At 44.6% G+C, this 12,764-nt stretch carries 9 protein-coding genes, 2 tRNA genes, 2 rRNA genes and 1 other annotated feature; of the genes, 11 read left to right on the top strand and 2 right to left on the bottom strand.

The window, feature by feature from the left end:
• The first annotated feature begins 157 nt into the window (after window positions 1-157).
• The 4 genes from YK48G_RS02425 to YK48G_RS02410 all read left to right on the top strand — a co-directional run bounded on the left by YK48G_RS02425 (window position 158) and on the right by YK48G_RS02410 (window position 4,997).
• A complete protein-coding gene (locus tag YK48G_RS02425; protein WP_203629123.1) occupies window positions 158-1,327 on the top strand; it encodes an iron-containing alcohol dehydrogenase in 1,170 nt (389 codons plus the stop codon).
• Between the two features lie 243 nt (window positions 1,328-1,570).
• Entirely contained in the window at window positions 1,571-2,086 is a 516-nt protein-coding gene (locus tag YK48G_RS02420; RefSeq protein WP_203629122.1) for a hypothetical protein, read from the top strand.
• 510 nt (window positions 2,087-2,596) lie between these two features.
• Window positions 2,597-3,580 (top strand): dTDP-glucose 4,6-dehydratase, encoded by a 984-nt coding sequence (gene rfbB / locus YK48G_RS02415; RefSeq protein WP_203629121.1) that lies wholly within the window; start codon window positions 2,597-2,599, stop codon window positions 3,578-3,580.
• 544 nt (window positions 3,581-4,124) lie between these two features.
• Window positions 4,125-4,997 (top strand): NAD(P)-dependent oxidoreductase, encoded by an 873-nt coding sequence (locus tag YK48G_RS02410; RefSeq protein WP_203629120.1) that lies wholly within the window; start codon window positions 4,125-4,127, stop codon window positions 4,995-4,997.
• A gap of 94 nt (window positions 4,998-5,091) precedes the next feature.
• Here the strand turns inward: YK48G_RS02410 and YK48G_RS02405 are convergent, their stop codons facing one another.
• The gene (locus YK48G_RS02405) at window positions 5,092-5,286 is read right to left on the bottom strand and encodes a hypothetical protein (protein ID WP_203629119.1); all 195 of its coding nucleotides are present in this window, start codon (window positions 5,284-5,286) and stop codon (window positions 5,092-5,094) included.
• Window positions 5,287-5,482: 196 nt separating this feature from the next.
• On the opposite strand from YK48G_RS02405, the gene YK48G_RS02400 reads away from it, so the two are divergent.
• The gene (locus YK48G_RS02400; RefSeq protein WP_203629118.1) at window positions 5,483-5,920 is read left to right on the top strand and encodes a MerR family transcriptional regulator; all 438 of its coding nucleotides are present in this window, start codon (window positions 5,483-5,485) and stop codon (window positions 5,918-5,920) included.
• 191 nt (window positions 5,921-6,111) lie between these two features.
• On the opposite strand, the gene YK48G_RS02395 is transcribed toward YK48G_RS02400, so the two are convergent.
• Window positions 6,112-6,321, bottom strand: coding sequence for a DUF4649 family protein (locus tag YK48G_RS02395; RefSeq protein ID WP_203629117.1), 210 nt, complete (start codon window positions 6,319-6,321; stop codon window positions 6,112-6,114).
• Window positions 6,322-6,583: 262 nt separating this feature from the next.
• On the opposite strand from YK48G_RS02395, the gene YK48G_RS02390 reads away from it, so the two are divergent.
• The 6 genes from YK48G_RS02390 to YK48G_RS02365 all read left to right on the top strand — a co-directional run.
• Window positions 6,584-7,240 (top strand): snapalysin family zinc-dependent metalloprotease, encoded by a 657-nt coding sequence (locus tag YK48G_RS02390; RefSeq protein ID WP_203629116.1) that lies wholly within the window; start codon window positions 6,584-6,586, stop codon window positions 7,238-7,240.
• A gap of 57 nt (window positions 7,241-7,297) precedes the next feature.
• Window positions 7,298-7,502, top strand: a binding site (T-box leader).
• A gap of 150 nt (window positions 7,503-7,652) precedes the next feature.
• Complete coding sequence (gene tyrS, locus YK48G_RS02385; protein ID WP_203629115.1) at window positions 7,653-8,909, top strand: tyrosine--tRNA ligase; 1,257 nt, start codon at window positions 7,653-7,655, stop codon at window positions 8,907-8,909.
• A gap of 354 nt (window positions 8,910-9,263) precedes the next feature.
• A 16S ribosomal RNA gene (locus YK48G_RS02380) occupies window positions 9,264-10,836 on the top strand.
• Between the two features lie 82 nt (window positions 10,837-10,918).
• Window positions 10,919-10,992: transfer RNA gene (locus tag YK48G_RS02375), tRNA-Ile, on the top strand.
• 29 nt (window positions 10,993-11,021) lie between these two features.
• Window positions 11,022-11,094: transfer RNA gene (locus YK48G_RS02370), tRNA-Ala, on the top strand.
• A 169-nt stretch (window positions 11,095-11,263) separates the two neighbouring features.
• Window positions 11,264-12,764: ribosomal RNA gene (locus YK48G_RS02365) — 23S ribosomal RNA — on the top strand; the annotation flags it as partial.

The following is a 12,764-nucleotide window of genomic DNA, read 5'->3' as shown; positions in this document are numbered from 1 at the left end:
AACTGGTGATATATCTTGATTTATCAACTGCTTGTTAGCGATCTTCACGGCAAATAAAAGTTGGACAAATATTTGTGAATTTGTTTACATGCCGAGGCGATCATGTTACGATGAAGCCGGATTTAAAATTATAAGCTAGTTCTGGGAGGAAGTTATCATGAAAGAAAATTTTGACTTTTTAATGCCAAGCGTGAACTTTTTTGGCAGTGGGGTTATCAAAAAGATTGGCGACCGGGCTAAAATGTTAAATATGAATAAACCGTTGGTTGTGACTGATAAAACGTTGGAATCAATGGATAGTGGCCCAGTTGCTCAAACCCTTAGTTCGCTAGAAGCTGCCAACGTTCCTTACGTTATTTACGATGGGGTTGAACCTAATCCAAAAATTCGCAATATTCAAGAAGGAAAGAAAGTTTACTTAAGTAACGACTGCGACAGTATCATCACGGTTGGCGGCGGCTCATCGCATGATTGTGGTAAGGGCATTGGCATTATTTTGACCAATGGGGATGATATTACCCAACTTGCCGGAATTGAAACTCTTGAAAACCCATTACCACCTCTGATGGCAGTCAATACTACAGCTGGAACGGCTTCTGAATTAACCCGGCATTGCGTGATTACCAATGAAGAAACCAAATTAAAATTTGTTGTTGTTTCTTGGCGCAACGTGCCGTTAGTTTCGTTTAATGATCCAATGTTAATGCTGGATGTACCAGCGGGGCTCACTGCGGCAACCGGAATGGATACCTTTGTCCAGGCGATTGAGCCGTACGTTTCAACCAATCGTAACGAAATTACCGACGGACAGTGCATTCAAGCTATCAAATTAGTTGAGGAAAGCCTGCGGGAAGCATACGCAAATGGGCATAATATTGAGGCGCGAACGAAGATGGTCGAAGCCGAAATGCTTGGCGGGATGGCGTTTAATAATGCTGATTTAGGCTATGTTCACGCGATGGCCCACCAGCTTGGCGGTCAATATGACGCGCCGCATGGGGTTTGTTGCGCAATGTTATTGCCAGTCGTCGAAAAATACAACATTATTGCTGCACCGGAACGATTTGCCCAATTAGCTAAGATTATGGGTGAAAATACGGCTGGCTTATCAACTCGTGAGGCAGCTGATTTATCGATTAAAGCAATGCGTCAAATGTGTGACGACGTTAATATTCCACGAAGTATTAAGTCAATTGGTGCAAAACCAGAAGACTTTGAATTAATGGCTGAAAATGCTTTGAAGGATGGGAATGCTTTTTCAAACCCTCGAAAAGGAACCAAGGAGGATTTGGTTAAATTATTCCAAGAAGCTTATGATATGAAGTAAGTTAACGCCCGTTTAGCGCCAACAAATCCTTAATAAATGACAATTGACGATTATGAAATTAAGAAATCCCCATTGACAAACAAGTTGATGGGGGTTTGCTTTTGGATAATCTAATCATGATGATAAAAAAGTCCTAAAAAATTCAAACATCATTCATGACTTTTCGCTAATATTCAGGTATGATTATGGTATTGATAAGATATGATTCAATCAGTAAAGTTAACAGTGGAAGGTGATATAGTAATGAAAAAGCGATTATTGGTAGATGCAGGTCTGCTATTACTAATACCTATTAGTATCGTGGGATTTTCGATGAGTATCGACAATCAGGATAAAGTTTCCGTTCGGACGTCCACGGATGCAAAATCAAATCATATTGCCACGACAGCTGATAAGGAATACGTTGCGGCTTCAACAAATGATGCCCTTGAGATTAAACCAATGGATTTTAGTCCCAACCGGGTTTATCGGGTGCGTTATAGCAAGGTAAACTTTCGGACTAGTTTGGATGATGATTATCGAGAAGAACGACTTTATCGTTATGTTCCGGGTGCTAAGAAGCACAACCGAAGCTATGCTTGGTCTAAGCTAAAGGCAAAAGTTGGCAAACGGGTATATGTTGATATGAAGGCAAAAGCTTATTATCGCGATGATGACGGCGAGTCAGAAACTGAAGACTTCTATCGAATTCGATCATCTGCCTCGAATAAAGCGACCAAGTACTGGGTTAATGAGGATGCAGTTGATGTGGATGATTAGGGTGTTCAGACAATTTCAAACGGGGTAAATGTCACTTGGAGATTTGATCTCTGGGTGACTTTTTTTAGGACAGCTGCGCAAAGCAGAAAGCTGCGTATAAGCACCTCAGACAGAAATTCCAAGCCCGGGAATATTCCTGTCCGAGGAGTCTTACACTCCGATCCCTAAGCGCTTTGCTTCGCTCACTTACTAGGACAGCTACGCCAGGCAGAAAGCTACACATAAGCACCTCTAACACAAATTCCAAGCTCGGGAATTTATGTTAGAGGAGACTTATGCTCCGCTTTCTAAGCGCCTGGCTCCGCTCACTTTACTAGGACAGCTCCGCAAAGCAGAAAGCTGCGCGTAAGCCTACTTGCCCAAAAATCCAAGCCCGGGATTTCCGGTCAAGTAAACTTACACTCCGCTTTCTAAGCGCTTTGCTTCGCTCACTTTTCGCACAATATTTTTCTAGCAGGTCAAAGTGTGTTAGATTAATGGTGAAACTTGGTTTGGCAATGGAGGGATGACATGCACCTATTAGTGACCGGTGGGGCTGGGTTTATTGGCTCTAATTTTATCCATTATCTGTTAACTCATAGTTCAGTTGAGCGCATCGTTAATTTTGACTGTTTGACCTATGCTGGTAATCTTGAAAACAATCGCGATATTGAGGATGATGCTCGATATGCATTTGTTCACGGCAATATTACCGATTCTGCTTCAGTCAATGCAGCAATTGATCGATACCAAATTGATGCAATTGTCAATTTTGCGGCCGAGTCACATGTTGATCGCTCGATTCTAAATTCACAGGCATTTGTCGCTAGCAATTTTGCGGGGGTGAGTGTCCTTCTTGACTGCGTTCGGGCAAAAGGCATTTCGAAATTCGTTCAGGTTTCAACCGATGAAGTATACGGCAGTGCCAAAGGTCGAGAGCAGTTTTTAGAAACATCGGCCTTAAATCCAAGTTCACCATACGCCGCGACTAAAGCGGGTGCTGATTTGCTGGTCTTAGCGGCATTCAAAACCTATGGTCTAAATGTAAGTATCACGCGGTCTGCCAATAATTATGGCCGGTATCAATTTCCTGAAAAACTCATTCCGTTAATGATCGCCAAGGGGATGCTTGGTGAACAGCTGCCAGTTTATGGAAACGGTCAAAACGTACGTGACTGGCTCAACGTGGTGGATAATTGTCGGGCAATTGATATGGTGTTGCGACATGGCGTGGCCGGTGAAGTGTATAATGTTGCTGCCCATCAGTACCGCACGAATTTGGCAATTGTCTCTTTCATTGCTAAACGATTAGGGGTGGCAGATACTCAGATTGCATTTGTTCGTGACCGGCCTGCAAATGATCAACTTTACGCAATCAACGACGATAAAATTCGAACCCAGCTTGGTTGGGCACCTAAAGTTAATTTTAAAACGGGACTGGCCGAGACCGTTGACTGGTATGCAGCTCACTTGGATTGGTGGCGACCGCTGCTTTCCCGCGTTAAAAATCGATGAGTTTAGAGTTGGGATGCAAAGTAGAAAGTTGGGTGTAAATTGGCTTGGTCAAAAATTCGAACCCGGGATTTCCGGGCAAGTAAGCTTAGGCTCCGACGGCCGTGAAACGCTTAGCCTACTTGGCGTTTTCTAAACGCCTGGCTCCGCTCACTTACTCTTAGGACAGCTGCACAAAGCAGAAAGCTGCGCGTAAGCCTACTTGCCCAAAAATCCAAGCCCGGGATTTCCGGGCAAGTAAACTTACACTCCGCTTTCTAACCGCTTTGCTCCGCTCACTATACTAGGACAGCTGCGCAAAGCAGAAACTTCCGCATAAAACATCTCGGCCCAAAATCCAACCCCGGGATTTCCGGCCAAGATGCCTTATGCTCCAGTTTCTAACCGCTTTGCTCCGCTCACTATACTAGGACAGCTCCGCCAAGCAGAAAGCTGCACCTAAGTCAACTTGCCCAAAAATCCAAGCCCGGGATTTCCGGCCAAGTTAACTTAGGCTCCGCTTTCTAATCGCTTTGCTCCGCTCACTATACTTTTTGAGGTGATAGAAATGAAAATTGGGTTTATTGGAACGGGGGTTATGGGGACTGGGATGATCCATAACCTATTAACGGCTGGATATCAAGTTGCTGTTTATAATCGGACTAAGGCACATGCCCAAACTGCTTTAGATGATGGTGCAACTTGGGTCGAAACACCCCAGCGGCTTGCTCAAACAAGTGATGTTGTGATTACCATCGTTGGTTTCCCAGCGGATGTCGAGGCGGTTTACTTTGGTGATCAAGGGATCTTTAGTGGGACGCATTCGGGTGAACTTCTCATTGATATGACCACAAGTTCACCAACGCTTGCTAAAAAAATTGCTAACCATGCCCAACAGCATCAAGTTGGGGCCTTGGACGCGCCAGTTTCTGGTGGTGATGTTGGTGCGCAACGCGGAACCCTGACAATTATGGTTGGTGGCAGTCAAGCTGATTATGAAAAAGCGATGCCATTGTTTGAAGCGATGGGGAGCAGTATCCATCGTTTTGGCGAAGCAGGACAGGGACAAAATGCCAAGATGGCTAATCAAATTATGATTACTGGGACGATGACGGGAATGATTGAATCACTTGTTTATGCAAAGCAGGCTGGCCTCGAGTTGAATGCAGTTATTGAAATGATTAATGGTGGGGCCGCTGCTAATTGGAGTATGGCTAATTACGCGCCCCGAATCCTGACTGGGGACCTTCAGCCGGGGTTTGCTGCCAAGCATTTCTTAAAAGACTTGCGAATTGCGCTGAACGTTGCTGACGAAATGAAGATTAACCTGCCGGCTACTCAAAAAGCCAAAGAATTATATGATCAAATGGTTAATGAGTACCATCTGGGGGATCTGGGAACCCATGGATTGATAAAGTTGTACGAAGAAAACGATGACTAGTGATTTGTCAACTAGGCATCTTATTAAGAAATTAAGACTAACTAAAAATTCCAAGAACTAATGGCGACTTGCCAGGAAGTTCTTGGAATTTTTGTTATTTTTTATCTTTTCTCCGCTGATTGGCTTCGACAACGTTGATAATGACCGAAACTAACAAAAAGATGCCAGCCAGAATGACAAAACCAACTTTGACGTTGTCGGGAAATGATGAGCGTTGGACAAAAAAGGCAATTAAGATTGATAAAATGAGTGAAACATCAGCAACAATTAGCCGTGGTGAAAATCCCATGAAACTCAGTCCTTTCTTCCATGAATTATACCAAATAGTTGCAATAAGTCGATGTCAATGAGCTGGATGGGGTCTGATTAATAAAGCCAATGCTATTATCGAAGATCTTGGATGGCTATTTGCCGATCAAGGATGGTCTGATATAATAGCCAATAATGTAAGCGTTCAACGTCAAACTTAAACTAGGTGGGTTATGATGGCAGAGTTAAATTCGGATGAACCGTTCATTGATACCAATAAGTTGATTTTCGGTATCGGCCAAGTACAGCAAATTACTGGTGTTTCCGGCCGCCAGCTGCGATATTGGGAAAGCCAGAACTACATTTCACCGATTGACCAGAAGAAGGGCGTGTCCCGACAATATTCATTACATACATTGTTTTTAATTTTTCATATTAATCGGTTTATCCAACAAGGATTTACCCTGCAAGCGGCGGTGGATCACGCTAAAGAATTTGATGCTCAAATTCCGGCACTACGTCAATTTTTGAAAAAACAGCTAAAAGGCGTTGAAATCAGCGATGATCAGACGGTTATCGACTTTGGTTATTTCAATGCACAGCGTACTAAGCGGGTTTATGGCGTGATTGATCGAAACGGGCAGACATTTTTTGAAATTCGAGATGTTAAATAAAAATCAGCGAAGATGTCCGGCCGTTGTTGTTAGATAGCACCAATCAAAAAGAACAAGTTCAGCTACCATTTGTATTAGAAATGAAGCTGACTTGTTCTTTTATTTGGATATCGTCTTGAACTAACGAGGACCGTAGAGATTGGAAATACGGATAAAACATATTAATCGCTGCTTCTTTGACCAATCAACGATTACTCGCCCTCGTCATCAAAGTGTTTATATAACCCGATAATTGTTTTATCGTCGAGTTCAATTGGCTTGCCGTCTAAAGTAGCCTGTTTGATTTTATAGTAATCCTCTAGATCGGGAACTTCTAGTCGTTGATTAGCCATAAAGTCTTCTGCGGAATGGTACTGAATTGTTTCTGTGGCACCACCGTTTTCATATTCAATTGTTAGCATTTAAGTCGCTTTCTTTCTATAAGATAATGATTAAATTTACTTGAATTGTTTTCTCAATTTTATTCTAGGATTTTAGCTTGGAAAACTCAACTAAACAAGGCTTTGAACTTTTTGTGAACAAAGTTTGAAAAATCTTAGAGTTTAAAGTTGAGGCAGGTGACGAAGCAATGATATATTATGGTTACGGGGAAGCAAAGGTGAACCAATTGGCCTTTGGCTTTGGGAGGATATGAAAACAAGACATTAATTCAGGGGGGATTAAATGTTTAACTTTAAGCATTTTTTTGTTGTGATGATGGCCGGATTGATTGGATTAATTGGTGCGACTGCAACGACTCAGACGCAAACAGCTGCCGCTACGACCATTAAATTTACCAGTGCGATGCATACTAACAAAAATTTGACTTATAAGGGGACTATCAAGTATTACGTGAAATCTGACGCCAAGAAGTATCAGGCAAACATTCATTATGCTGCTAATCGCTGGAATAAAGCGCTGGGTAAAAAAGTACTCAGGCCGACAAATAGTCTGGCAGGCTCGAGATTAGTATTCACAGGAACTAATAAGCTTGGCGGCGATGTCGCCGGGATGGCAGAAATTAACAGCGGGGTAATTGCTTTAAACACTTCCTGGATGAATCGGTATGGCACCCAAAAGCAACGAGCTGTCGTGATTCATGAATTAGGGCATGCATTTGGGACTAAAGACTTATATAATTACCCAGATGCCTCGCTTAGAAGTGTCTTCAAAAAGCAGACCATTATGGGGGGGAACTATTCGACGCGGATTGGGTCGTTTGATGCCAAATTGGCAAAGTGGACCTTGACTAAAACAAGGACGATGTCTCCAAGCGAGTTTAGCCACTATCGGTCTAATGAAGGACTTTATTATCAACAGATGCTTCGCGGTCAGCTTTAAATTTGGCGGAATTGCCATTGACAACTAATCAGCGACACATTATCATAAACTTATTGTTGTTGGACGTTGAAGCAGCCGATGTAGTTAGTTAATTTGGGAATTCAGAGACTTGGCGGCAGGTGTGAGCCAAGCGGTTAATTAATGAATTTACAGCTGTTGAGTCTTCTAATTAATACTTAGCGAGTCATTTCGTTACCAATGAGTTGAGAGATTGCTGTAGCAGCAATAACTTGGGTGGTAACGCGGAAATTTCGTCCCTGGCATTAAATTGTCAGGGACTTTTTTATTTGGAAAGCCGGCTGGGTAAAAGTCGATGCTTGTGCAAAGTAGCCGTCAATTGAAAAAAGGGCCATTTGGTTTTTGATTTTAATCGCCTGGTTTTGATTATTTTATTTTACAAGGAGGATTTTTAATGAACATTTTGGACGAATTGAAGTGGCGTGGTGCCATTAACCAAGAAACTGACCATGAGGGATTGAATAAATTGGTCGATCAAAAGTCAGTTGGAATTTATGTCGGGATTGATCCCACTGGTGATAGCATGCATATCGGGCATTTAATTCCATTTATGATTCTGAAACGGTTTCAGCTAGCGGGCCATCATCCAGTTATTGTCATCGGCGGCGGAACGGGGGCCATTGGCGACCCTAGTGGTAAAAAGTCAGAGCGGGTGCTTCAAACCATGGATCAGGTTAAACACAATCAAAAGGCATTAACGGGTCAAATGGAAAAATTGTTTGGTCAAGATGGCAAATTTGAAATTGTTAATAACTATGATTGGCTTTCTAAATTGTCACTGTTAGAGTTCCTTCGTGATTATGGTAAGCTGTTTAATGTCAACACGATGTTGAATAAGGAAATTGTAGCAAGTCGGCTGGAAGTTGGTATTTCATATACAGAATTTACTTACCAGATTTTGCAATCAATTGATTTCTTGCATTTGTATCGCCATCACGATGTTCAGGTCCAATTGGGCGGTGCCGATCAGTGGGGGAATATTACGTCTGGTACTGATTTGATTCACAAAGTGGAAGGGGCCGACGCAAAGGTGTATGGGCTGACAATTCCATTATTACTTAAGGCTGATGGGACTAAGTTTGGTAAATCAGAGGGTGGCAATGTTTGGCTTGATCCGGAAAAGACCACCCCTTATGAATTCTACCAATTTTGGATTAATCAAGATGATCGGGATGTGATTCGTTACTTGAAGTACTTTACGTTCTTGAATCAAAGTCAAATCGCTGAATTAGCTAAAAAAGTAGAAACTCAGCCAGAAAAACGAGAAGCTCAGCGTCGGTTGGCTGAGGAAGTGACTGAGTTTGTTCACGGCAAGCAAGCCGTTGAGCAGGCAGAACATATTTCGGCGGCCCTCTTTTCGGGGGATGTTTCAGAGTTAACAACGGCAGAAATTGAACAGGGATTTAAAAATATGCCAACAGTTGAAGTGTCAGCAGCACCGCTCGATATTGTTCAATGGTTAGTGGACGCGACAAAGATCGAACCGTCTAGGCGTCAAGCCAGAGAAGATATTAAGAATGGGGCTATTCGAATTAATGGGCAAAAGGTTCAAGACGTTGATTTTGTAATTGATCCGGCAGCCAAGTTTGATGGGAAGTTTGTGATCGCTAGACGAGGCAAAAAGCATTACTATTTGGCCCGAGTTAAATAAGTTCCGAAAGCAAATCGAATTTGATTTGCTTTTTTTGTTGACATCGTTGGCAAAAACCGGTATATTATTTGGTGCGGCTTTTGATAAGTTCATTTTTCAAAAGTTAGCTAATTTAAAAAAGTCATTGACACTTATTCGCAGTCATGATAATATTAAATAGTTGTCAAAAGCGATGAACAAGCGCTTCCGACAACGGAAGTAGCTCTTTGAAAACTGAACAAAATTTTCGACAAACAAATGTGCAGGGCGTTCCGAAACATTTCGGAACCAAACATTTGCGAAGTCAATTCGTAAAAACCAAGAATAAATTTTCAATCATGAGCTATTAACAGGCTTATCATTTTAAAACCATTTTAAGATGAGAGTTTGATCCTGGCTCAGGACGAACGCTGGCGGCGTGCCTAATACATGCAAGTCGAACGCGTCACTATTAATGATTTTCAGTGCTTGCATTGAATTGATTTAATGGTTGACGAGTGGCGAACTGGTGAGTAACACGTGGGTAACCTGCCCTAGAGTAGGGGATAACACTTGGAAACAGGTGCTAATACCGTATCACAACTCAAACCCCATGGTTTGAGTTTAAAAGACGGCTTCGGCTGTCGCTTTAGGATGGACCCGCGGCGTATTAGCTGGTTGGTGAGGTAACGGCTCACCAAGGCGATGATACGTAGCCGACCTGAGAGGGTAATCGGCCACATTGGGACTGAGACACGGCCCAAACTCCTACGGGAGGCAGCAGTAGGGAATCTTCCACAATGGACGCAAGTCTGATGGAGCAACGCCGCGTGAGTGATGAAGGGTTTCGGCTCGTAAAACTCTGTTGTTGGAGAAGAACGGGTGTGAGAGTAACTGTTCACATCGTGACGGTATCCAACCAGAAAGCCACGGCTAACTACGTGCCAGCAGCCGCGGTAATACGTAGGTGGCAAGCGTTGTCCGGATTTATTGGGCGTAAAGCGAGCGCAGGCGGTTTTTTAGGTCTGATGTGAAAGCCTTCGGCTTAACCGGAGAAGGGCATCGGAAACCGGGAGACTTGAGTGCAGAAGAGGACAGTGGAACTCCATGTGTAGCGGTGAAATGCGTAGATATATGGAAGAACACCAGTGGCGAAGGCGGCTGTCTGGTCTGTAACTGACGCTGAGGCTCGAAAGCATGGGTAGCGAACAGGATTAGATACCCTGGTAGTCCATGCCGTAAACGATGAGTGCTAAGTGTTGGAGGGTTTCCGCCCTTCAGTGCTGCAGCTAACGCATTAAGCACTCCGCCTGGGGAGTACGACCGCAAGGTTGAAACTCAAAGGAATTGACGGGGGCCCGCACAAGCGGTGGAGCATGTGGTTTAATTCGATGCTACGCGAAGAACCTTACCAGGTCTTGACATCTTCTGCCAACCTAAGAGATTAGGCGTTCCCTTCGGGGACAGAATGACAGGTGGTGCATGGTTGTCGTCAGCTCGTGTCGTGAGATGTTGGGTTAAGTCCCGCAACGAGCGCAACCCTTATTGTTAGTTGCCAGCATTAAGTTGGGCACTCTAGCAAGACTGCCGGTGACAAACCGGAGGAAGGTGGGGATGACGTCAAATCATCATGCCCCTTATGACCTGGGCTACACACGTGCTACAATGGACGGTACAACGAGTCGCGAAACCGCGAGGTCAAGCTAATCTCTTAAAGCCGTTCTCAGTTCGGATTGTAGGCTGCAACTCGCCTACATGAAGTTGGAATCGCTAGTAATCGTGGATCAGCATGCCACGGTGAATACGTTCCCGGGCCTTGTACACACCGCCCGTCACACCATGAGAGTTTGTAACACCCAAAGCCGGTGAGGTAACCTTTTGGGGCCAGCCGTCTAAGGTGGGACAGATGATTAGGGTGAAGTCGTAACAAGGTAGCCGTAGGAGAACCTGCGGCTGGATCACCTCCTTTCTAAGGAAAAACGGAAGCCTGCACATGTCGAAAGTTTTGTTTAGTTTTGAGAGGGCTACTCTCAAACGATGGTTACGCTTTTGGGCCTATAGCTCAGCTGGTTAGAGCGCACGCCTGATAAGCGTGAGGTCGATGGTTCGAGTCCATTTAGGCCCATCCACCGGCCGCAGCGACCGGAGTAACTTGGGGAATTAGCTCAGATGGGAGAGCACCTGCTTTGCAAGCAGGGGGTCAGCGGTTCGATCCCGCTATTCTCCATTGGCACGAACGTGCCGAACTTGGTTCTTTGAAAACTAGATAATATTAATTTTCTGTAATGATTGAAATTAAAGCAATTTAATTTCAGCCGAGAACACCGCGTTATTTTGAGTTTGTTAACTAGAAAAAATCGCAATACTCAATTAACTTGCATCACGTCGTGATGCCAGGTTAAGTTATCAAGGGCGCATGGTGGATGCCTTGGCACTAGGAGCCGATGAAGGACGGGACTAACACCGATATGCTTCGGGGAGCTGTACGTAAGCTTTGATCCGGAGATTTCCGAATGGGGCAACCCAGCAGCTTTAATCAGCTGTTGCTGATCAGTGAATTCATAGCTGGTTAGCGGTAGACGTGGGGAACTGAAACATCTCAGTACCCACAGGAAGATAAAGAAATTTCGATTCCCTCAGTAGCGGCGAGCGAACGGGGAACAGCCCAAACCAATGAGCTTGCTCATTGGGGTTGTAGGACTGAACATTTGAGTTACCAAAGTCGTTGATAATCGAACAATCTGGGAAGGTTGGCGAGACCGGGTGATAGCCCCGTAGATGAAATCAATGACCCTCAGTTCAGGATCCTGAGTACGGCGACACACGTGAAACGTCGTCGGAATCCGGGAGGACCATCTCCCAAGGCTAAATACTCCCTAGTGACCGATAGTGAACCAGTACCGTGAGGGAAAGGTGAAAAGCACCCCGGAAGGGGAGTGAAACAGTTCCTGAAACCATGTGCCTACAAGCAGTTAGAGCCCGTTAATGGGTGATAGCGTGCCTCTTGTAGAATGAACCGGCGAGTTACGGTAACCTGCCAGGTTAAGGTATTAAAACCGGAGCCGCAGCGAAAGCGAGTCTGAAATGGGCGCTTTAGTAGGTTGCTGTAGACCCGAAACCAGGTGATCTACCCATGTCCAGGCTGAAGGTGCGGTAAAACGCACTGGAGGGCCGAACCCGTGTACGTTGAAAAGTGCTGGGATGAGGTGTGGGTAGCGGTGAAATTCCAAACGAACTTGGAGATAGCTGGTTCTCTCCGAAATAGCTTTAGGGCTAGCCTCGGACGTAGAATCATGGAGGTAGAGCCACTGTTTGGATGAGGGGCCCGTCATGGGTTACTAAGTTCAGATAAACTCCGAATACCATTGATTTTTATCCGGGAGTCAGACGGTGAGTGATAAGATCCATCGTCGAAAGGGGAACAGCCCAGACCACCAGTTAAGGTCCCTAAATATATGCTAAGTGGAAAAGGATGTGGAGTTGCATAGACAACTAGGATGTTGGCTCAGAAGCAGCCACCATTTAAAGAGTGCGTAATAGCTCACTAGTCGAGTGATTCCGCGCCGAAAATTTACCGGGGCTAAGCATATTACCGAGACTGTGGACTTGACCTTCGGTCAAGTGATAGGAGAGCGTTCTAAGGGCAATGAAGCCAGACCGTAAGGACTGGTGGAGCGCTTAGAAGTGAGAATGCCGGTATGAGTAGCGAAAGGCCAGTGAGAATCTGGCCCACCGAATGACTAAGGTTTCCTGGGGAAGGCTCGTCCTCCCAGGGTTAGTCGGGACCTAAGCCGAGGCCGTCAGGCGTAGGCGATGGATAACAGGTTGAGATTCCTGTACTAGTAATTGATGTTTGAGCGATGGAGGGACGCAGGAGGCTAAGCTGAGCATACCGTT

It is taken from the genome of Lentilactobacillus fungorum (assembly GCF_016860605.1).
GTDB lineage: Bacteria > Bacillota > Bacilli > Lactobacillales > Lactobacillaceae > Lentilactobacillus > Lentilactobacillus fungorum.
Note: the sequence above shows the minus strand (reverse complement) of the source record. Positions and strands in the feature narration are given on the sequence as shown.

Coding starts and splice junctions, on each gene's coding strand:
- YK48G_RS02425 (WP_203629123.1), top strand. CDS start 158: ATGAAAGAAAATTTTGACTTTTTAATGCCAAGCGTGAACTTTTTTGGC.
- YK48G_RS02420 (WP_203629122.1), top strand. CDS start 1,571: ATGAAAAAGCGATTATTGGTAGATGCAGGTCTGCTATTACTAATACCT.
- rfbB (WP_203629121.1), top strand. CDS start 2,597: ATGCACCTATTAGTGACCGGTGGGGCTGGGTTTATTGGCTCTAATTTT.
- YK48G_RS02410 (WP_203629120.1), top strand. CDS start 4,125: ATGAAAATTGGGTTTATTGGAACGGGGGTTATGGGGACTGGGATGATC.
- YK48G_RS02405 (WP_203629119.1), bottom strand. CDS start 5,286: ATGGGATTTTCACCACGGCTAATTGTTGCTGATGTTTCACTCATTTTA.
- YK48G_RS02400 (WP_203629118.1), top strand. CDS start 5,483: ATGGCAGAGTTAAATTCGGATGAACCGTTCATTGATACCAATAAGTTG.
- YK48G_RS02395 (WP_203629117.1), bottom strand. CDS start 6,321: ATGCTAACAATTGAATATGAAAACGGTGGTGCCACAGAAACAATTCAG.
- YK48G_RS02390 (WP_203629116.1), top strand. CDS start 6,584: ATGTTTAACTTTAAGCATTTTTTTGTTGTGATGATGGCCGGATTGATT.
- tyrS (WP_203629115.1), top strand. CDS start 7,653: ATGAACATTTTGGACGAATTGAAGTGGCGTGGTGCCATTAACCAAGAA.